The organism is Arthrobacter sp. BE255 (genome assembly GCF_031457335.1).
Taxonomy (GTDB): Bacteria; Actinomycetota; Actinomycetes; order Actinomycetales; family Micrococcaceae; genus Arthrobacter.
This window is the reverse complement of the sequence record NZ_JAVDWK010000002.1, coordinates 507,980-527,494: the sequence shown is the minus strand read 5'-3', so window position 1 is coordinate 527,494 and position 19,515 is coordinate 507,980. Positions and strand designations below refer to the sequence as shown.

Below are 19,515 nucleotides of genomic sequence, written 5' to 3'. Positions count from 1 at the left end.
TTACTGGGAGGCCGATTTGGCCGTTTTGGCCGTCAGGACATAGCGGGACAGCGGGTCCTGGACGTAGCCAAGCACGTCGGTGCGGACGGCATCGGTTGCCTGCTCGTTGACCAGCCAAACATTGACGGCCTGTTCGGCGAGGATGTTTCCGGCGTCCGCGTACAGCTTGTAACGCTCGTTGGCGTCCACGGTCTTGGCTGCCTCGGCCACGATCCGGTCGTAGTCCGCGTTGCAGAAGTGGCTGAGGTTGTACGCTCCCGTGCAGGTGTAGTCGGCGGTGAGGAAGCCGATTGGATCGGCGATGTCGATCAGGCGGTTCCGCTGGCTGAGCAGCATGTCGTAGTTGCCCGCCAGGACCGCGGGCTCCGCCGCGGCGTATTCCTTGGCCTGGATGCTGACGGGGATCCCCGCGGCCTTCAGGTTTTCCTGGATGACGGCTGCCACGTCGGCGAACTCCGCCCGCTCCACGATGGCGATGATCTCCAGCGGCCGCGCCGCGGTGTAGCCGGCGCCGGCCAGCAGCTTCTTGGCGGCATCCAGGTCCTGCTTCGGGGCTTCCTGCTTGTCACCGGCCCAGGGTTCTGAGGGTGCGAAGACACCCTTGGCCGGGATGGCAGCACCCTCGTAGACGCTGGCGGCCAGCGACTCGAGGTCCAGTGCATCCCGGATGGCGGTGCGGACGTCCACGTTGTTCAGCGGTTCCCTGCCGTTGTTCAGGTACAGGGTGGCCGTGCGCGGCGAATCGGCCTTGTTGACCTTCACGCCGTCGGCGCTTTCCAGCGAAGCCAGGCTGGCCACGGGAATGGAGAGGGAAATGTCGGCCTCGCCGGTCTGGACCTGGGCGGCCCGGGTGGCGCCGTTGGTGATGAAGCGGACCTCGGCGCCGGCGAGCTGCACGTCGCCGCCCCAGTAGTCACCGTTCCGTTCCAGGGTCAGGGACTGCTGGGACACCTCGGACGTGGGGACGAAGGGGCCCGTGCAGTTCCCGAAGGGATCCAGGTTCTCCCCGGCGTAGGCGGCCGGGGCGAGGATGCCCGCGTTGACGCTGGCCAGCCGGTAGGGGACCAGCGGGCTCTCGGTGGGGGTGGTCACCCGGACGGTGTTTGCATCCACGGCGGTCACGGCGCTGACCATCTTGCTGTTGAAGGCGCGGGCCGGGACGGTGGCTGCGAGGACATGGTTCAGGGCGCCGGCCACCGACTCGGCGGTCAGGGCCGTGCCGTCCTGGAATTTCACGCCTTCGCGGATGGTGAAGTCCCAGTCGAGCGGGCTGGACTGGGTCCATTCGGTGGCCAGCATGGGCACCACCTCGCCCTTGGCGGCGTCGTAGCTGGTCAGCGTCTCAAGGCAGCCGGACAGTGACAGGACGTAGGCGGCGTCGGACTCGAGCGCCCAGTTGGCCACGGGGGCGCGGAAGTTGTCCACGACAATCCGCTGGTTGGTGTCGGCGGTGGGGGTCGCAGTGCCCTGCTGGGCCTGCCCGCCGGTGAAGCCGCAGCCGCTCAGTGTCAGGAGGGCAGCAACGCCCAGGGTGATCCGGGATCGGTGGAATGGACGCACGAAGAAACCGCCTAGCAGGACCCGGGGGGACGTCGGGTGAAAAATGGGGACTACTTAGGTTAGCCTTGCCTCCCCCAAAAGATGAATTCCGCACAGCGGGCCACCGTAATACTCGTGCTTGCAGTATTACGGTGGCCGTATGTGCCGGGCCGGGGTGGATCTCCGGCGATTACTGCTTCACGGAAAGTCCGACGGCGTCGGTGGTCACCTTGCCGTGGGCGTTCCGGAACACCGCGCGGACCTGCAGTCCGTCCCCGTCCGCGGACGCCGTGAACTCCAGCGTGGAGCTGTAGGTGCCCTCATCGGTGCGCCGGGTGGCAGGCTGGGTTTCGGTCGGCTGCCAGGAGGTGCCGCCGTCGGACGATGTTTCCCAGACGGCCACCGGCCCGGGTGTTCCCGTGGCGGTGGCACTGAAGGTGGCCTTCTTGCCTGCCTTCACGGCCGTGGCCTTCGGCTGTTTCTGGACTGCCGGCAGTTCCACCGTCTGATCGAACTCCGGCCAGCCGTCCACCCAGCTGATCTTCTGCACGCCCAGCGTGGGGAAGTAGGGGATCTCCTCGTTGGAGCCGTCGTAGTAGTGGAACGCCAGGTAATCGCCGAAGACCGACTGGCCGCCGGGGCCGGTGATGGCCCCGTGCGAATCGAGGACCACCGACCCGCCGCCGCCGAACATGTCGCGGCCGTCCTTGTCCAGGTACGGACCCTTCACCGAGGCGGAGCGTCCCACTGCCACCTTGTAGGTGGAGTCGGCGCCGCGGCAGCAGGAGTCGAAGGAGACGAACAGGTAGTAGTAGCCGTCGTGCTCGGTGATGTACGGGGCCTCGACGGGGTTGCCGGGCATAAAGCGGTCCGCGATGTTCACGGTCTGGGACTGCCAGCCTTCCACCGGCTTGCCCGTGGGCCATTCAATGGGGACCAGGAAGATCCCGTACCAGAACGATCCGATGGCCATGTAGGGGGTGCCGTCGGCATCCTCGATGATCCCGGCGTCGATCGCGTTGAATGTCTTGCCTGGGTTGTTCGGATCCAGGCCCGTGGCCGGGGAGGACACCACCAGGCCCTGGTCTACCCACTCGTAGTCGGGATCACTGGGATCCAGGGTGGTATTGGTGGCCAGCGCCGTGAGGGAGTTGTTCCCGCCAAAGCGCGACGCCGAGTAGTACAGGTAGTAGGTTCCGTCATGTTCGGTGATTTCGGGCGCCCAGAGATTCCCGGGGAGCTCGCCGTCGGAGAAATGCTGATCGATCCAGGCCGGAATCCGGTCCCAGACGGTGCCGGAGTACTCCCACGTGGTTCCTTCATCATGCGACGAAAAGATCTGGATAGTGCCGCCGTTCTCCCGGTTCAGGAGCCCGGTGGAGTACACATACCAGGTGCCGTCCTCGGCGATGATCAGGGCGGGATCGTGGATGGGGGAGGTCTGGCCCACCACCGTTTTCCCGCCGGGGAGGTCGGCGGGCAGCTCCATGCCCGTCTTCTGCCGGACGGCCGGGGCATTCCAGTCCGCTGCGGTCATGGGGTTCGTTGCTGACTGGGCTGTTGCTGCCTGGTTTGTTGCTGCCTGCGCGGGAGCCGAGGCTGTGGCTGGTGGCAGCGCCAGGGCCGACACGGCGAGGCCGGTAATGGCCGCCAATCCTGCGGCGCGCACAGCCCAAGAACGTGACTTCGTCATCACGTGGTCCTTCCGAAAAGTTGTCCGGGAAATGTGTTCACGGGCGTCGGGGATGCGCCGAGGCCACCGATTGTTGCAACGTTGTAAAGAGAAATATGGCATGCGGTGCCGCCACCGTCAAGGGACCTGGGGCCGAGCGGAAACTAATTTCGCATCACCCCTTGACGGCGTCCGAGTGGCTGTGTGAAGGTTTCTTACAACGTTGCAAACGAACCGCCCCGGATGCGGGTCCGCCACCGCGGACTGCGGGGCCGGCTCTCCACCAGCCCATAAACTTGATCGCTCAACCCAACCCGGAAGGACTGCGTGATGATGAAGTCACGTCCCATGGCCGCTACCTTGGCGCTCTTTACCGCCGCCGGCCTGATGCTCGGCGGATGCTCCGCCCCCACCGGTGGGGACACCGGCGAAAAGAAGCTGACCTTCATGTTCCGCGGAGGTGAAGACGAAAAGAAGGCCTACGAAAAAGCCGTTCAGCAGTTTGAAACGGAAAACAACGTGGACGTGGACATCATCGTCACCACCGCGGACCAGTACGCCACCAAGCTGAAGGCCGCCATCGCCGGCAAGCAGGTTCCGGACGTGTTCTACATCGGGCCCGGCGACGTCCAGGCCTACGTGCAGAACGGCATCGTCAAGGACATCACCGAATACGTGGAAGGCTCCGACACGATCGACCTGGACAACATCTGGGAATACGGCGTGGACAGCTACCGCTTCGATGGCAAGCGCGTGGGCGAAGGCGCCATCTACGCCCTGCCCAAGGACGTGGGACCGTTCTCCTTCGGCTACAACAAGACCATGCTGGAGAAGGCCGGCATCCCGCTGCCGGACAAGGACAAGCCCTACACCTTCGACGAATTCGTGGCTGCGGCCAAGAAGCTCACCGCCGACACCAACGGCGACGGCGCCCTGGACCAGTGGGGCACCGGCTTGAACGTCCAGTGGAACCTGCAGCCGTTCGTCTGGTCCAACGGCGGGGACTGGCTTAACGAAGACCGCACCAAGGTCACCGTGGACACCCCGGAGTTCGCCGAGTCCCTCCAGTGGTTCGCCGACCTGCAGAACGTCCACGGCGTAACGCCGTCCATGGCCGAAGCCCAGACCCTGGACACCTACCAGCGCTGGATGAAGGGCGAGATCGGGTTCTTCCCCATCGCCCCCTGGGACCTCTCCACCTACCAGAAGCTGGGCTTTGACTGGGATGTAATCCCTTACCCGGCAGGCGAGTCCGGCAAGACCGCCAGCTGGATCGGCACCCTCGGTATCGCCGTCTCCGACAGCACCAAGTACCCGGAGGACGCCGTCAAGCTGGTCGAATTCCTGACGGCCAACAAGGAAGCCCAGCAGAGCCTGGTTGACGCCGGGATCCAGATCCCCAACCTCAAGGACATGGCGGAAACGTGGGCCGCGGACACATCCACCAAGCCGGCCAACAAGGCTGAGTTCCTGGAGATCGTCAAGGATTACGGCCGCGCCCTGCCCGGCGGCAACACCTACAACGCCGAGTGGTACGACGAGCTGTTCACCAACATCCAGCCCGTGCTGGACGGAAAGCAGACCGCCGCGGACTACCTGAAGGAAGCGCAGCCCAGGATGCAGGAATTCCTGGATGCCGCCAACCAGCAGGCCGGCAACTAACCCAGCAGACCAGGTGCCGCGGCCCTGCCCGAGCGGGGCCGCGGCACCTTATCCACCACTCTTTTCCTGGTGCCCCAACCGGCGCCACCATCAAGAATCAAAGAGGATCCAGCGATGACAACCATCACGCGCCCGCGACGCTCGCGGCTTCACCGGAAGGAACACCAGGCCGCGCTGCTCTTTGTTGCCATACCGGTGATCGGGTTCCTCCTCTTCACGCTTTTCCCCCTGCTGTTCTCCGTCTACGCGTCCTTCACCAACTGGAACGGCATCTCCGCGCCGGTCTTCAAGGGTTTGGACAACTACACCAAGATGTTCGGTGACCGCTACTTCCTGAAGTCGCTGTGGAACACCTTGTTCATGATGATCGGCATTCCCGTCGGCCTGGTGATCTCGCTGGCGCTGGCACTGGCCATGAACCGCAAGATGCGCGGCACCACGTTCTTCCGCACCGTTTACTACCTGCCCGTCATCTCCTCGATCGCTGCGGTAGCCATCCTCTGGCAGTGGGCCTTCAACGGGGACTTCGGCCTGATCAACCAGGGCCTGGGCCTGCTGGGCATTGACGGTCCCAACTGGCTGCAGGACACAGCCACCGTGAAGCCCGCGCTGATCATCATGGCCGTCTGGAAGGGCCTGGGATATTCGATGCTGCTGTACCTGGCCGCGCTGCAGTCCGTGCCGCGGTACCTCTACGAGGCTGCTTCCCTGGACGGCGCCACAGCGTGGCAGCAGTTCCGCCACATCACCATCCCCATGGTCCGCCCGGTCACGTTCTTCCTGATTGTCACGTCCATCATCGGCGGCTCGCAGATCTTCGTGGAGATCAACATCATGACCCCCACCGGCGGACCGGAGTTCGAGTCGGCTTCGATCGTTTGGTACATCTGGCAAAAAGCGTTCGACAACCTCCAGATGGGCTACGCCTCGGCCATGTCCGTGGTCCTGGGACTGCTGGTGTTCACCATTACCTTCATCCAGTTCCGGCTCAACCGCCGCAACCAGTTTTCGATCGATTGAGGCAGGCAGCCATGTCCGCACAGAACGTCATCACCACCCCGCCGCTGGAACCCACCGACGCCATCCCGGCCGCCGCCAGGCGCGGTCCGTCCGGCCCGCCGCGGGGGAGCGGCCAGCGCTCGGCAAAGGCCGGGCTGAAGCTTGGCAACGTCATCACCACGCTCATCCTGTCCGTGGGTGCCGTCATCATGATTGCTCCGCTGGCCTGGACCTTCTCCACGTCGCTGAAAACCAAGGAGGGGGTGTTCGAACTTCCGCCCCAGTGGATTCCGGACCCGTTCGTCTGGGAAAACTACGCCCGGATCTGGACGGCCGGCCCGCTCCTGACCGGCATCCAGAACAGCCTGATCGTGGCCTGCTCGGTGACCATCATCGGCTCGCTTACCTCGGCGCTGGCTGCGTTTGCGTTCGCCAAGATGCGGATGCCGTTCAAGAACGTCCTGTTCCTGGGGCTCCTGTCCGGCCTGATGATCCCGTTCCCCACGCTGATGATCCCGCAGTTCACCATCTTTGCCAGCATCGGCTGGGTGGATACCCTGCTGCCGCTCATTGTGCCCGGACTCTTCGGCAACATCATCATGATCTTCTTCCTGCGCCAGTTCCTGAACAGCATCCCGGACTCCATCGTGGAAGCGGCCAGGATCGACGGCGCGTCCTACCTGCAGATCTTCTGGACGCTGATCATGCCCGCCATCAGGCCCGCCCTCGCCGCGCAGTTCATCCTCTGGTTCATGGCGGTGTGGAACGACTACCTCGCGCCCATCATCTACCTGAACTCGCCCGGCACCCAGACACTGCAGCTGGTCATCGCCAACTTCAACGCCCAGTACGCCATCCAGACCGACTACCCGCTGATCATGGCAGCCTCGTTCATCGCGCTGCTGCCGGTGCTGATCGTGTTCATCGTCTTCCAGCGCCAGATCATCGAATCCATCGCCCTCTCCGGGTCCAAGGGCTGAACCATGACCACCGCAGATATCACCAGCGCTGACCCCAGCGCAGACCCGGCCGCCTGGGGTGCCCGGCACGCCCACGACCCCACAGTGGTCCGCGACGACGACGGCACCTACTACATGTTCTCCACCGACTCCGTCGCCAACTCGGAATATATTCCCATCGGGGTACATATCCGGACTTCCGCAGATCTGATCAAGTGGGCATATGCCGGAACTGCATTCGATGGCGTCCCGGGACCCGCGGCGGAATGGTCCGGCGCGAAGGGACTGTGGGCACCCGAGGTGGTCCGCTGGGAGTCCGGGGACTGGCACATGTACTACTCCGCGTCCACCTTCGGCACCAACACCTCGGCGATCGGGCTGGCGGTTGCACCGTCGCCGTCGGGCCCCTGGCAGGACCGCGGCCTCGTCGTAGCCACCCGGGCGGGGCAGCACTCCCAGAATGCCATCGATGCCGCCGTGACGTTTGACGCAGACGGCGCGCCCTGGCTGACGTACGGTTCGTTCTTCTCGGGCATCTGCATCCTGCCGCTGAACCGCACGTCCGGACTGCCGCTGGTGGAGGGGGATCTCGGGGCGGCCATCGCCCGCCGGCCGAAGTCAGTGGAAGGTGCCGTGGAAGGGGCGTTTATCCTCCGACGCCCCGAGGACGGACGGTACGTCCTCTTCGCCTCCTACGATTCGCTCTTCAGCACCTACAACGTACGGGTGGCCGTGGCTGACGCCATCACCGGCCCGTACCGTGACGTCCGCGGGGTCGCCATGACGGACCTGGACGCGCCGCCGGCGTCGGTGGGCACCAAGGTGCTGGGCAGCCACCAGTTCGACGGCGGCACGGCCTGGCTTGCCCCCGGCCACAACTCGGTCCTCACCCAGGACGGCCCGGACGGGTCCCCGGAGCACTTCATGGTCCACCACGTCCGGTTCGCGGCCGACCCCACCGAGCATGTGGTGCAGCTGCGGCGTTTGTTCTTCAACGCTGCCGGCTGGCCCGTGGTCTCACCCCAGCAATTCGCCGGCCGGGAGGCCGAAACCCTGCCTACCCCGGAACAGGTGGCCGGCACGTGGCAGGTGCTCCGCTTTGATCCCGAGTCCACGGAACTCGTCCCCGCCGTAGCTGCCGAGCTGGTAAGCGGGGTTCCCATGGTTTCCGACGGGACACCCGCGCTGGCCCGGCTGCGTATCGCCGGGGAGCAGGACGGATCCGGCGAGGCCGTTGAGCTTGATGCCGTGGTGTTTGGGTCGTGGGACCCGGTTCGCGCCCGCTCCGCGCTGTCGTTCAGTGGAATCGACCAGCACGGCGTGGCCTGGAGCGGAACCAAGGGAGGCGTCTCATGACTGATGCTCCGCTGGGCTGGGCCGGGCGCGTGATGCAGTGGCTGGGCTTCGCCACCCGGCTGGTGCTGGTCAACGTGCTGTTTGTGGCCGGAACGCTGGGCGGGCTGGTGCTGTTCGGGCTGTTCCCGGCCGCAGTCGCAGCGACCACCGTCCTTGCCCGCCTGCGTCTTGGGGATACCGGTGATAGCAGCGGCGGTGACCACGTGGTGAGGGACTTTGCCACGGTGTACCGCGCCCAGTTTTGGCACGCAAACAGGGTGGGGAGTATTTTCTGGCTGGCCGGCGTCGTGCTGTTCCTCAACGTCCTGACCGTGCTGGCTCCATCGGATGCAGTGCTGCTTTCCCCCACGCATGCCGTTCTGCTGGTGCTTGCTGCGCTGGCCGGCCTCGGAACCCTGGCCGCGGCCGCGGCGGCGGTTGCCCTGTGCGGCCGCTACCGCGACTCGGTTGCCAGCACCTGGCGGACGGCGTTTGTGCTTCCGCTCGTATCACCCCTGCTGAGCCTGTCGCTGCTGGCCACCCTGGCAGCCGCCGTCGTCGTCTTTTCCGCACTGCCGGTGCTGGTGCCGCTGGTGGGGGCATCGCTTCCACTGCTGCTGTCGGGCTGGCTGGTGGGACGCCGTCTGGCCGTCCTCGAAGCAGCGGAGACGCCGGCCCCGGCACCGGCCGAAACCGCGCACACCACCGCCCCGGCCGCCGCTTAGGCGCCTCAACATTTGATACCCACCTTCAAATCCCCGACTTCTACAACGTTATACAGAACAGGAAAGAACCGTGACCATCACCTCCGCTGCTGCTGAACAGACCGACTTGGCTGTTGTGGCACCCACCGTCATCACCATCGACCGGGCCGCCGTCGTTGCCCCCGTCAGCCGCCGCATCTTCGGCTCCTTCGTGGAGCACCTGGGCCGCTGCGTCTACGACGGCATCTACGAACCCGGCCACCCCACCGCCAACGAGGACGGCTTCCGGCTGGATGTCATTGAACTCGTCAAGGAGTTGGGCTCCAGCACCATCCGCTACCCCGGCGGCAACTTCGTCTCCGGCTACCGCTGGGAGGACGGCGTGGGCCCGCGCGAGAAGCGTCCGGTCCGGCGCGACCTCGCCTGGCACTCGCTGGAGTCCAACCAGGTGGGCCTGGACGAGTTTGCCCGCTGGTGCAAGCTCACGGGCTCCGAACTGATGATGGCCGTCAACCTGGGCACCCGCGGCATCGAAGCAGCCCTTGACCTGCTCGAATACACCAACCACCCGTCGGGCACCGCGCTCAGCGAGCAGCGCATTGCCAACGGCGCCAAGGATCCGTACAACATCCGCATGTGGTGCCTCGGCAACGAGATGGACGGCCCGTGGCAGATCGGCCACATGTCCGCGGAGGATTACGGCAAGATCGCGGCCCGCACCGCGTCCGCCATGAAAACCGCGGACAAGAACCTTGAACTGGTGGTGTGCGGCTCGTCCGGGTCCTCCATGCCGACGTTCGGTGAATGGGAGCGCGTGGTCCTGGAGCACAGCTACGACTACGTGGACTACATCTCCTGCCACGCCTACTACCAGGAGCGCAACGGCGACCTCGGCTCCTACCTCGCGTCCTCGCTGGACATGCAGTACTTCATCGAAACCGTGGTGGCTACGGCGGACCACGTCAAGCACAAGCTGAAGAGCAAAAAGACCATCCAGCTTTCCTTTGACGAGTGGAACATCTGGTACCTGGACGAGCACCAGGCCTCCGACGAGGTCAACGAGGAATGGACCCACGCCCCGCGCCAGCTGGAGGACACCTACTCCGTGGCCGACGCAGTGGTGTTCGGCAACCTGCTGATCACGCTCCTGAAGAACCACGACCGGGTGGCCGCGGCCTCCCTCGCGCAGCTGGTCAACGTCATCGCCCCGATCATGACCGAACCGGGCGGCGACACCTGGCGCCAGACCACGTTCTTCCCGTTCTCCGTCACTTCCCGGCTGGCCCGCGGCGAGGTGCTGCGCCCGCGCATCGACGCCGGGACCTACACCACGGCGGTCTACGGCGACGCCCCGCTGGTGGACGCGGTGGCAACAGCCGACGCCGCCACCGGCGAGTCGGCCCTCTTCCTGGTGAACCGCAGCCAGACCGAAGCGATCGACGTCACCATCAACGTGGCCGACCTCAACGCCACGGTCATCACCGAGGCCGTGACCCTGCACGATGCGGACGTCTACGCCAAGAACACGCTCGAGGACCAGAACCGTGTGGGCCTGAAGCAGCTCGACGGCGCCGTCCTCGAGGAGGGCACGCTCACGGTGACCCTGCCGCCCGTGTCCTGGTCCGCCGTCGCGCTTGGCTGACGTGCCCGCCCAGCCGAAAAGCTCCGCTGCCAGCCGCCTCCTGAGGGTGCGGCTGGCAGCGGTGCTCGCCGCCGTCGTCGTCCTTGTCCTGGCCGGCTGCGGCACCTCGCCAGGTGCGGCTCCGGAGGAGAAGCCCGCCGGGCTCGCGGGTGATTTCTTCATCCACGACCCCGCACTGGTCAAGGGGGAGGGTGGCGGGCCGTGGTTCGTCTACTCGACAGGCAACGGGCAGGTGGCAGACGGCAACATCCAGGTCCGGCGCTCCGACGACGGCGTGGACTGGGAATACGCCGGCGAGGTCTGGCAGGAAAAGCCGGCATGGCTTACCACAGCAGTCCCGGGAGTGGACAACCTCTGGGCGCCGGAACTCTACGAACACAACGGCACCTGGTACCTCTACTACTCCGCGTCCACATTCGGCAAGAACCTGTCGGTGATCGCGCTGGCCACCAACACCACGCTGGACCCGGCCGATCCCGGCTACGAGTGGGTGGACCGCGGCGAGGTGATCTCCTCCAAGGGGGAACGGTTCAACGCGATCGACCCCGGCATCGTGGAGGACGAAAACGGGACGCCGTGGATGTCGTTCGGGTCCTTCTGGACCGGTCTCCAGCTGGTGCAGCTTGAGTGGCCCACCGGCCTGCGCGCCGACGCTTCCGATCCGTTGGCAATCGCGGACCGGAAGGCGCCGCCGAACGCCATCGAAGCGCCCTACATTGTGCCGCATGACGGCAGGTACTACCTGTTCTTCTCCCGGGACTTCTGCTGCCAGGGGCTGGAGAGCACCTACAACATTGCCGTGGGCAGGGCGGACAGCATCACCGGCCCGTATGTGGATGCGGACGGCAGGGAACTGCTCGACGGCGGCGGCACGCCCGTGCTGGCCACCGACGGCGGGCGCGTGGGGCCGGGCGGCCAGTCCGTCTCCGGGGACACCCTCGCGTTCCATTACTACGCCGAGGAACTGGACGGAGCGTTCCGGCTGGGGCTGGCGGACCTTGAGTGGAAGGACGGGTGGCCCACCGCGCGTTGGGAGTAGGCCCTGCGTGCGTTCCTGCCCGGTTGCTCCGGCCCCAAGGACGCGAACCGCGCCGGGACACGGCGCGTCACGCCAGGAAACCGCTTTACGGGCAGTGCCGCCAAAAGCAACTGGGCAGGAGCGCACGGGTGACGAAGCTCCCGCAGGCATCAGCGGCTCACAAGTTTGATAGGAATGAGTCATGCTCCGCCTCAAACGCATGGCCGTCCTGTGCGTCGTCCTCGTTTGTGTCATTACCGGCTTTTTGTTCTGGGCGCTCCGCATGGGCGGCCAGCCGGCGGCCCTGACGTTGCCCGCGCCGCCGCAGTCCGCGGCCCGGCTTGAGGTGCTCGCAACCACCAGCACGCCTGCGCTGAACGTCACGAGGGTTGTTGACGGGCAGTGGCTGGCTGGCGCGGCGGCGGAAACCGGCATCCCCGCCCGGGCCCTGCAGGCCTATGCCACCGCAGCCGCCGCTGCCAGTTCGAGCAACCCGGGGTGCGGGATCGGCTGGAACACGGTGGCGGCCATCGGCTTCGTCGAGTCAGCCCACGGGACGTACGGCGGCGGAAGCCTCTCGGCCGCCGGACAGGCAACCGGGCCGATTGTCGGGCCGAGCCTGGACGGCGACGGGTTCGCCGCCATCGCCGACACGGACGCCGGCGCCCTCGACGGCGACCCCCACTGGGACCGCGCCGTGGGGCCAATGCAGTTCATCCCGTCCACCTGGCAGTTCGCCGGCCGCGACGGCAACGGGGACGGAAACGCCGACCCCTTCAACATCGACGACGCCGCAATGAGTGCTGCCGCTTACCTGTGCGGCGGCGGGCGGGATCTGGTCACGGATCGGGGGTGGGCCGACGCGGTCTACGCCTACAACCAGTCAGATACCTACGTGAACCAGGTTCGGGAGAAGGCCACCGCGTACGCCGCGCAGGCAGCGAGCTAGCGCCAAACCCACTGGCGGGCCCGGGCGCACGAAGGCCTACGACGCGCTTGAGCCCACCGTGGATTCGCGCACCACTACCTGGAACGCCGTCTCGATCTCCCGGGGCGGCATGCCGTTCGGGTCCTTGATCCGCTCCATCAGCATCCGGATGGCGGTCTCGGCGATTTCCGTCCGCCCCGGATCGACGGTGCTGAGCGTGGGCAGGGTGTACCGGGTTTCGTCCAGGTCATCGAAGCCGATCACGGCGACGTCGTCCGGGACGCGGAAGCCCGCTTCCTGCAGGACGCGCACCGCGCCCTGGGCCAGGGTGTCATTGAGCCCGAAGACGGCGTCGAAGGTGGCGCCGCGGTCCAGCAGGTCATGCATGGCGGCCGCACCGTTGGACCGGTGCCAGTCCACCACATAGGCGACGATCCCGTCGTCGTACGGAATTCCCCGCGCCTCGAGCGCCTCCCGGTATCCGCGCAGGCGGAGCCCGGCCGAGCCAATCACCTCACCCTCGTGCGCGCCCACGACGGCGATCCGCTTCTTTCCGAGGTCAAGCAGGTGTTCGGTGGCGGCCCGGGCGGCCGTGACGTTCTGCATCGTGACGTGGTCGGACGCGCTGCCGAAGATGCGCTCGCCCAGCAGGACAATCGGGACGTCAGCCCTGATCAGGTCCGCATCCTCCTGGCCGAGTGCCAGCGGGCTGAAGATCAGGCCGTCCGACATCTTGAGCCGGGGGCTGGCCATCACCTCGAGCTCGCGATCACGGTCCGCGCCGGTCTGCTCGATCAGGACCACCAGGCCGTGCTTCGCGGCGGCTTCGATCACGGCGTCGGCCAGTTCGGCGAAGTACGGCAGGCTCAGCTGGGGGAGTGCCAGGGTGATGGCGCCGGTCTGCCCCGAGCGCAGGCTGCGTGCCGTCAGGTTGGGCCGGTAGCCGAGTTCCGCAATGGCCTTTTCAACCTTGGCGCGCGTGGTGTCCCGGACGTGCGGATGGTTGTTGATCACGTTGGAGACGGTCTTGAAGGACACGCCTGCCACGCGGGCCACGTCGTGAAGCGTTGCCGCCATCCTGCCTCCCCCTGGTGCTGTTCCAGGCCCGGGCGGCCTGTCACGGATATTTTACAACGTTGCATCGCCCCGCAGGACTTGCACGGACAGCAGGTCGCCGGTGGCCGTGCCTGGAAGGGCGTGGACCGAAAAAGTGAGCGTCCCGGCGGTTCCGGCGGGAACCATGAAGTCCTGCACGTCCGCGTCCACGCTACGCCACGCGGTGCCGGGTTCGCCGAGCGGAACGCCGTTGAGGCGCAGCTCGTGTCCCCGTTCCTGCCCGCCGTCCAGGATGCGGAAACGTACGCGCAGCACCGCCGCACCGTCTCCGCGCCCGGCGAGGGTGTAGGAGAACCAGCCGGTGGCACTGCGCCAGTGCACCCCGTCGCTGCCGCCCGCCCGGGTGGATTCGCCGGCAAAGTGGTGGTCGGATTCGGGCTGCTGCTCGCCGGCTGTGACGCTGTCGAGGACACCCGCGGCGCCGGCCGCGTCGGCGTCCAAGGCAGCCAGCCCGGCGGTGCGCTCCGCAGCCGAACGTCCGGCGGGCCAGTAGAGGGTGTAGCGCTCGTCGTGGATGCCGGCGAACGGCTCCAGCGGAACGGTCACGACGCCGCCGTCGAGCTCCGCGGTCAGTTCCGCCGTGAGCGTCGTGCGGTCCAGGAGTACGACGGCGTCAGCGGGGTTTGGTGCCGTGACCACTGGGGTGCCGGCCAGGGGAGTCTTCGGTCCGGCCGCGACGTGGCCCATCCGCTCGTCCGGGGCCTCGAAGCCGGGGACTCCGTCGGCGCCCGTGCGGGCTGCCAGGACCACCGGTCCATAGGTGAACGAGACCCAAGGGGAGCCGTCCGGCAGGGCCTCGGCCCGTACTTCGGCCGCCAGGCGGACGGTGACGGCTGTGGTTCCCTCCCAGATCCGGCGGATGGCGAGTTCCCGGCTCCCGGGACCCGCCTCCAGAAGCTGCCCGCCGGCGTCGGCCTCCATTCCTGTGGCCCAGCCGGGACGGCGCAGGCGCAGAGTGAACGCGGTAGGCGCGTGGGCGGTGACGTGCAGGGTGGCGGTGTCCGAGCGGGGGAAGTCCGTCTCCAGCCGGACGTGCACGCCCTGGCCTGCCCAGTCCAGTTCGGACGGAATGTAGAGGTTTACCGCGAGGTCATCCGGGCCGTGGCTGTAGATGAGTTCGCCATAGCGGGCGTGGTTTTCCAGCCCGGACCCGACGCAGCACCACATGGATTCCTGGGACTTGGAGTAGACGCGGTAGTGGGCCGGCCGCATGGGGGTGAAGTAGACGAAGCCGCCGCGTTCGGGGTGCTGCGAGGAGAGGATGTGGTTGTAGGTGGCGCGCTCGTAGAAGTCGAGCGCCGCAGGGTCGCCGGTGCGCTCGAAGCGGAGCTTGGCGAGTTTGAGCATGTTGTAGGTGTTGCAGGTTTCGGGGCCCTGCTCGTCCTGGACCATGGGCGAGAAGTCGCCGGACGCGTGGAAGTGTTCGCGGACGCTGTTGCCGCCGATGGAGACCGTGCGGCGCGTGAGGACGGTGTCCCAGAAGAAGTCCGCCGCTTGGGTGGAGGCAGGGTCTCCGGTGGTGGCGGCGAGCCGGGCGTAGCCCACCACCTTGGGGATCTGGGTGTTGGCGTGCAGCCCGTCGAGCTCATCCCGCCCGGCGGCCAGCGGGTCCAGGATGGCGCGGTGGGCAAACCTGTGGGCCTCGCGGAGGTAATCGTCGCGGCCGGTGATGTCCGCCAGCGCGGCGAAGGTGTCGTTGAGGCCGCCGAACTCGCAGTGGAGCATTTCCTCGAAGGCTTTGCCGCCCAGCGTCGCGGAGATTCCTAGCCACCAGTCGGCCAGGCGGGTCAGCATAGCGAGGGCCTGGGCGGATCCGGCGTAGGTGTAAGCGTCGAGCAGGCCGGCAAAGGTTTTGTGCAGGTTGTACAGCGGGACCCAGCGGCCGTTCAGGGTGAACAGATCCGCATCCACGGTCCCGGCGGCCAGTTCGTTTCCGAGCGCGCGTCCGCCGGGAACGCCGCCCAGGTACCCGTCGCCGGCCTCGGCCTGGCATTCGGCCAGGACGGAGAGCACGTAGTCCAGCCTTGCCCGGACGCGGGGATCGCCGGTGGCCGCGAAGAGCTGGGCGCAGGCGGAAAGGTAATGGCCGCCGATGTGCCCGTCCAGGCCGTCGGCTTCCCAGCCGCCGTAGCCGGGTGCCGCCGTCGAAAGTCCCGCTTCCCTCCGGAAGGGCGCCAGCAGCCGGTCGGCGTCGAGGCTGAGGACGTAGCGGAGGTCCACGTCCTGGGCATTCTGGAACTCGCTGGGAAGCAGGCGGATGCTGGACAGCGGGAACGACGACGTGCGGTGGCTCATGGAGGCCCTTTCGGGATGGCGCGGGGTTCTGGAGGAGCGGGTCGGGAAAGCGCTTTCAGCCTATCGAAAACCGGGCGGCTCCTGAAGGCTTTTCCCGACCCGCGTCAATGGCGGCCCCTGTCAGGCGCCTTTCACCGCCGCTTGCGTTTGGACCGCTGTTCGTCCCTCCGTTCGGAGCTGTCGCGCTCCGCGGACCGCTGCGACTTCCCGGCGACCACCACTTTCTGATGCCATTCGCGCTGGTAGGCGCGGCGGGCGGCGGCGTCGGTGCGGCGGGCCAGCGCGGCGATTTCGCGCTGGAGTTTGCCGTAGCTGTGCCAGCGGCGCTCGTCCAGCGTCCCGTCCGCCAGGGCCGCCTGCACGGCGCACCCAGGCTCCAGCTGGTGGGCGCAGTCCGAAAACCGGCAGCGGCTGGCCAGTTCCTCCACGTCGCCGAACATCTCGCCCATGCCTTCGCCGGCGTCGAACAGTCCGAATCCCCGGACGCCCGGGGTGTCCATCAGGACGGCGCCGTTGGGCAGCGGTACGAGTTCCCGGGACGTGGTGGTGTGCTTGCCTTTGAAGTCGCCGGAGCGGACCTCACCGGTGTGCTGGACCTGATGGCCCACGAGGGCGTTGATGAGAGTGGACTTGCCGGCGCCCGACGGGCCGAGGAGGACCAGCGTGCCCTGCGGCGGAAGGTGCGCCAGCAGCGCATCTATGCCGTCGCCGTTCTCGGCCGAGGTGGTGACCACGTCCACGCCCGCCGCCTGCAAAATGACCTTGCCGACGACGTCGTCCGCCACGTCCGCCAGGTCCGCTTTGGTGATGATCACCAGCGGAACCGCGCCGGAATCCCAGGCGGCCACGAGGGTTCGCTCCAGGCGGTTGTGCGTGAGCGGCCGGTCCACCGGGACCACCACGCCCACCACGTCCATGTTCGCGGCCAGGACCTGTGCCTCCGAGGAGTCTTCAAAGGCGCGTTTCCGGCTGAGTTCGGACCTGCGCGGCAGGATCCCGGTGATTTGGCGGTCACCGGCGCGGTTGGGCCCGATCCAGACCCAGTCGCCCGTGACCGGCACGCCGGTGTCGAGGGGATAGGGCAGGTGCAGCAGTTCCGTGCCGACGGCGGTGAGGACCAGGTTGCGGTCCACGCGCACCACCCGGCCGGGCGTGTGGTGTGGATGGTCTTCGGTTTGGTTCGAGTCGAAGTGTTCGGCGACGGACGGGGAGTAACCGTAATTTTCGGGTCCGTCGTGGCTGGAAATGGATACGGCAAAGCTGTCCAGGCTGGTGCCTGACGAATTGTTCAAGGTGAGTCCTCGGGAAAAGTCCCCAGGCACCGGGGGCGCGCAGTCCCGCGGGCAAGAACCTGTCGGGTGCGCCTTAGGCGGTGCGGATGCTGGAGACGGGGGTGATTGGTTTGATGGGTGCGGGGCGCTCTGGGCGCACGGCTGAAACAGTCATCAAAACCACCTCCGTTCCCTCCCGGTGTCCGGATGCTCTCACGGACTCTCGGTTTCCGAGTGTAGCCGCGGGCGCGGGCGTTGGGTAGGGCTTCATGTAATGAAACGTGTCAAGCTGTTCAATTAGAGTTGACCCATGAAGACCCTCCGCGTTGTTGTGCCAACCCCGCTGCCTGAGGAGCTGTGCGAGCTCATTGAACGGACAGAGCCTCGCGTGGAAGTCGTCCGCGACCAGGCGTTGCTGCCGCCGCAGCGATATCCCGGCGACCACCGGGGCGACGAAGCCTTCACGCGCACCGCGGAAGAGCAGGCCCGGTTCGAGAAGCTGATCGACTCGGCAGACGCGTTGTACGGCGTGCCGGACCAGTCGTCGTCGCAGCTCAAGCGCACTGTTGAGGCGAACCGGCGGCTGCTGTGGGTGCACACGACGCCTGCCGGAGGCGGAGGACAGGTCCGCGCTGCAGGCCTGGACCGGGAACAGCTGGCGCGCATTGCCTTCACCACGTCAGGCGGCGTCCACGCGCAGCCGCTCGCAGAGTTCGCAGTATTTGGCGTGCTGGCCGGGATGAAGGACCTCGGCAGGCTGCTGAACGATCAGCGGACCCGGACGTGGGGAGAACGCCGCACGCTCACGCAGCTTTCCTCGGCGACCGTCCTTGTGGTGGGCCTCGGCGGCATCGGCAGGGCAGTGGCGGGAAAGCTGGCGGCCCTTGGTGCGCGGGTCATCGGTGCCCACCGCAGGCAGGTGGAGGTGCCGGGGGCTGAGCGGATCTTCCCCATGGAACATCTGGCAGAAGCCGTAGCAGGAGCGGACGCTGTCGTGGTTTGCCTGCCCAGCACCACGGCTACGCACCGCGTTATCAGTCGAACGGTCCTGGAAAGCGTCAAACCGGGAGCCACGCTCGTCAATGTGGGCAGGGGCTCCACCGTGGACGAACCAGCCCTGGTGGAGGCCCTGGCTGACGGCCGGGTCGGCTTCGCCGCGCTCGATGTCTTCGACACGGAGCCGCTCCCGGCGGACAGCCCGCTGTGGGAAGTGCCTAACGTCCTCATCAGCCCGCACGCCGCGGCCATCAACGACGACGAGGAACGGCTCATTGCGGAGCTGTTCGCCGCGAATGCGACCCGGCTTCTTGACGGAGAGTCGCTCGTGAACCGGGTCAACACCGTCGAGTTCTACTAGGCCATGGCTGCAAGGGTAGGGATCCGGGAAGTCGCCGCGCTCGCGCAGGTTGCCCAAGGCACTGTTTCGCACTTCATCAACCATCCGGACAAGGTGTCCGCCGAAAAGCGCGAGCGTATCCAGCGAGCCATCGACGAACTGGGTTTTGTGCGCAACGACGCCGCATCGCAGCTCCGGCGTGGCAGCAGCGCAACCATCGCGTACATAGCGCCGGACATCAGCAACCCCTTCTTTGCCACTATTGCCGAGGGGGTCGAGCAGCGTGCCGCAGCTGACGGGCTGTCGGTCTTCCTGGCCAACTCCAACAGGAGCAGGGAACGGGAAGACGCCTATCTGGAAATGTTCCAGGCGCACCGCGTCCGCGGCCTGCTGGTGGCATCGCATGGCCCCATCGAGGACCGGCTGGCCCACATCCGCAGGCTCGGCACCCCGAGCGTTCTTGTGGGGCAGCGGGCGCTGGCCAGCGACCAACCGTCCGTGTCGGTGGACGACGAAATGGGCGGCTACCTGGCAGCGAAGCATCTCATTGAGCAGTCGGCGCGGCGCATCGCCTTTGTCGGGGGGCCTTTGGGGGTCCCGCAGATCTCGGACCGGATCGAGGGTGCCAGCCGGGCGGTGCGCGAATGCGTGGATGCCACCCTTGAGGTGATCAATGTGGGCAGCCGGACCCTCGCCGTGGGCAGGGAGGTGGCAGCCGAGATCGCCAAACGTTCACCGGAGCGCAGGCCGGAAGCAGTTTTCGCCGCCAACGACCTCCTGGCTTTGGGCCTGATGCATGGCCTTGTAGTCGACAGCGGGCTGCGCGTCCCTGCCGACATCCTCCTCGTCGGGTACGACGACATCGAGTTCGCCGAAGCCTCGGTGATCCCCCTGACATCGGTCAGGGCGCCGCATGAAGAGTTCGGCATCGCAGCCGTGGAACTCCTCCAAAGGGCCATTGCCAATGACACGAAGTCGGCCAAACAGATCGTCTTCCAGCCGAAACTGATGGTCCGGGCCTCCACGCTCGCCTGAGGTG

General features: G+C 66.7%; 15 protein-coding genes. 10 read left to right on the top strand and 5 right to left on the bottom strand.

All coding sequences use genetic code 11. The annotated features are described in order from the left end of the window. Complete coding sequence (locus J2X42_RS05595) at nucleotides 1-1,560, bottom strand: ABC transporter substrate-binding protein (RefSeq protein WP_310163060.1); 1,560 nt, start codon at nucleotides 1,558-1,560, stop codon at nucleotides 1-3. Nucleotides 1,561-1,729: 169 nt separating this feature from the next. Beyond that, entirely contained in the window at nucleotides 1,730-3,232 is a 1,503-nt protein-coding gene (locus J2X42_RS05590) for a glycoside hydrolase family 43 protein (protein ID WP_310163058.1), read from the bottom strand. A 309-nt stretch (nucleotides 3,233-3,541) separates the two neighbouring features. Between J2X42_RS05590 and J2X42_RS05585 the strand changes: the two genes are divergently transcribed. From J2X42_RS05585 to J2X42_RS05550, 8 genes are all read left to right on the top strand, one after another. Further along, nucleotides 3,542-4,873, top strand: coding sequence for a sugar ABC transporter substrate-binding protein (locus tag J2X42_RS05585; protein ID WP_310163056.1), 1,332 nt, complete (start codon nucleotides 3,542-3,544; stop codon nucleotides 4,871-4,873). Between the two features lie 114 nt (nucleotides 4,874-4,987). Continuing rightward, a complete protein-coding gene (locus J2X42_RS05580; RefSeq protein ID WP_310163054.1) occupies nucleotides 4,988-5,893 on the top strand; it encodes a sugar ABC transporter permease in 906 nt (301 codons plus the stop codon). Between the two features lie 11 nt (nucleotides 5,894-5,904). Beyond that, nucleotides 5,905-6,852, top strand: a complete 948-nt coding sequence (locus J2X42_RS05575) for a carbohydrate ABC transporter permease (RefSeq protein WP_310163052.1) — start codon at nucleotides 5,905-5,907, stop codon at nucleotides 6,850-6,852. Nucleotides 6,853-6,855: 3 nt separating this feature from the next. Next, the gene (locus tag J2X42_RS05570; protein WP_310163051.1) at nucleotides 6,856-8,187 is read left to right on the top strand and encodes a family 43 glycosylhydrolase; all 1,332 of its coding nucleotides are present in this window, start codon (nucleotides 6,856-6,858) and stop codon (nucleotides 8,185-8,187) included. Continuing rightward, nucleotides 8,184-8,891, top strand: coding sequence for a YesL family protein (locus J2X42_RS05565; RefSeq protein WP_310163050.1), 708 nt, complete (start codon nucleotides 8,184-8,186; stop codon nucleotides 8,889-8,891). The genes J2X42_RS05570 and J2X42_RS05565 overlap by 4 nt, the downstream gene beginning before the upstream one ends. Nucleotides 8,892-8,961: 70 nt before the next feature. Continuing rightward, entirely contained in the window at nucleotides 8,962-10,512 is a 1,551-nt protein-coding gene (locus tag J2X42_RS05560) for an alpha-N-arabinofuranosidase (RefSeq protein WP_396134022.1), read from the top strand. 1 nt (nucleotide 10,513) lies between these two features. Continuing rightward, a complete protein-coding gene (locus J2X42_RS05555; RefSeq protein ID WP_310163364.1) occupies nucleotides 10,514-11,551 on the top strand; it encodes an arabinan endo-1,5-alpha-L-arabinosidase in 1,038 nt (345 codons plus the stop codon). Between the two features lie 181 nt (nucleotides 11,552-11,732). Continuing rightward, nucleotides 11,733-12,479: a lytic murein transglycosylase gene (locus tag J2X42_RS05550; protein ID WP_310163049.1), complete on the top strand. Its 747-nt coding sequence runs from the start codon at nucleotides 11,733-11,735 to the stop codon at nucleotides 12,477-12,479. Between the two features lie 36 nt (nucleotides 12,480-12,515). Here the strand turns inward: J2X42_RS05550 and J2X42_RS05545 are convergent, their stop codons facing one another. From J2X42_RS05545 to rsgA, 3 genes are all read right to left on the bottom strand, one after another. Continuing rightward, the gene (locus tag J2X42_RS05545; protein WP_310163048.1) at nucleotides 12,516-13,535 is read right to left on the bottom strand and encodes a LacI family DNA-binding transcriptional regulator; all 1,020 of its coding nucleotides are present in this window, start codon (nucleotides 13,533-13,535) and stop codon (nucleotides 12,516-12,518) included. A gap of 51 nt (nucleotides 13,536-13,586) precedes the next feature. Beyond that, complete coding sequence (locus tag J2X42_RS05540) at nucleotides 13,587-15,869, bottom strand: beta-L-arabinofuranosidase domain-containing protein (RefSeq protein ID WP_310163047.1); 2,283 nt, start codon at nucleotides 15,867-15,869, stop codon at nucleotides 13,587-13,589. A gap of 131 nt (nucleotides 15,870-16,000) precedes the next feature. Then, a complete protein-coding gene (rsgA, locus tag J2X42_RS05535; protein WP_310163045.1) occupies nucleotides 16,001-17,161 on the bottom strand; it encodes a ribosome small subunit-dependent GTPase A in 1,161 nt (386 codons plus the stop codon). 289 nt (nucleotides 17,162-17,450) lie between these two features. Between rsgA and J2X42_RS05530 the strand changes: the two genes are divergently transcribed. After that, nucleotides 17,451-18,497, top strand: coding sequence for a D-2-hydroxyacid dehydrogenase (locus J2X42_RS05530; RefSeq protein WP_310163043.1), 1,047 nt, complete (start codon nucleotides 17,451-17,453; stop codon nucleotides 18,495-18,497). 3 nt (nucleotides 18,498-18,500) lie between these two features. Next, nucleotides 18,501-19,511, top strand: coding sequence for a LacI family DNA-binding transcriptional regulator (locus tag J2X42_RS05525; RefSeq protein WP_310163041.1), 1,011 nt, complete (start codon nucleotides 18,501-18,503; stop codon nucleotides 19,509-19,511). The last annotated feature ends 4 nt before the right edge of the window (nucleotides 19,512-19,515 follow it).

Coding starts and splice junctions, on each gene's coding strand:
- J2X42_RS05590 (WP_310163058.1), bottom strand. CDS start 3,232: ATGACGAAGTCACGTTCTTGGGCTGTGCGCGCCGCAGGATTGGCGGCC.
- J2X42_RS05585 (WP_310163056.1), top strand. CDS start 3,542: ATGATGAAGTCACGTCCCATGGCCGCTACCTTGGCGCTCTTTACCGCC.
- J2X42_RS05580 (WP_310163054.1), top strand. CDS start 4,988: ATGACAACCATCACGCGCCCGCGACGCTCGCGGCTTCACCGGAAGGAA.
- J2X42_RS05575 (WP_310163052.1), top strand. CDS start 5,905: ATGTCCGCACAGAACGTCATCACCACCCCGCCGCTGGAACCCACCGAC.
- J2X42_RS05570 (WP_310163051.1), top strand. CDS start 6,856: ATGACCACCGCAGATATCACCAGCGCTGACCCCAGCGCAGACCCGGCC.
- J2X42_RS05565 (WP_310163050.1), top strand. CDS start 8,184: ATGACTGATGCTCCGCTGGGCTGGGCCGGGCGCGTGATGCAGTGGCTG.
- J2X42_RS05550 (WP_310163049.1), top strand. CDS start 11,733: ATGCTCCGCCTCAAACGCATGGCCGTCCTGTGCGTCGTCCTCGTTTGT.
- J2X42_RS05545 (WP_310163048.1), bottom strand. CDS start 13,535: ATGGCGGCAACGCTTCACGACGTGGCCCGCGTGGCAGGCGTGTCCTTC.
- J2X42_RS05540 (WP_310163047.1), bottom strand. CDS start 15,869: ATGAGCCACCGCACGTCGTCGTTCCCGCTGTCCAGCATCCGCCTGCTT.
- J2X42_RS05530 (WP_310163043.1), top strand. CDS start 17,451: ATGAAGACCCTCCGCGTTGTTGTGCCAACCCCGCTGCCTGAGGAGCTG.
- J2X42_RS05525 (WP_310163041.1), top strand. CDS start 18,501: ATGGCTGCAAGGGTAGGGATCCGGGAAGTCGCCGCGCTCGCGCAGGTT.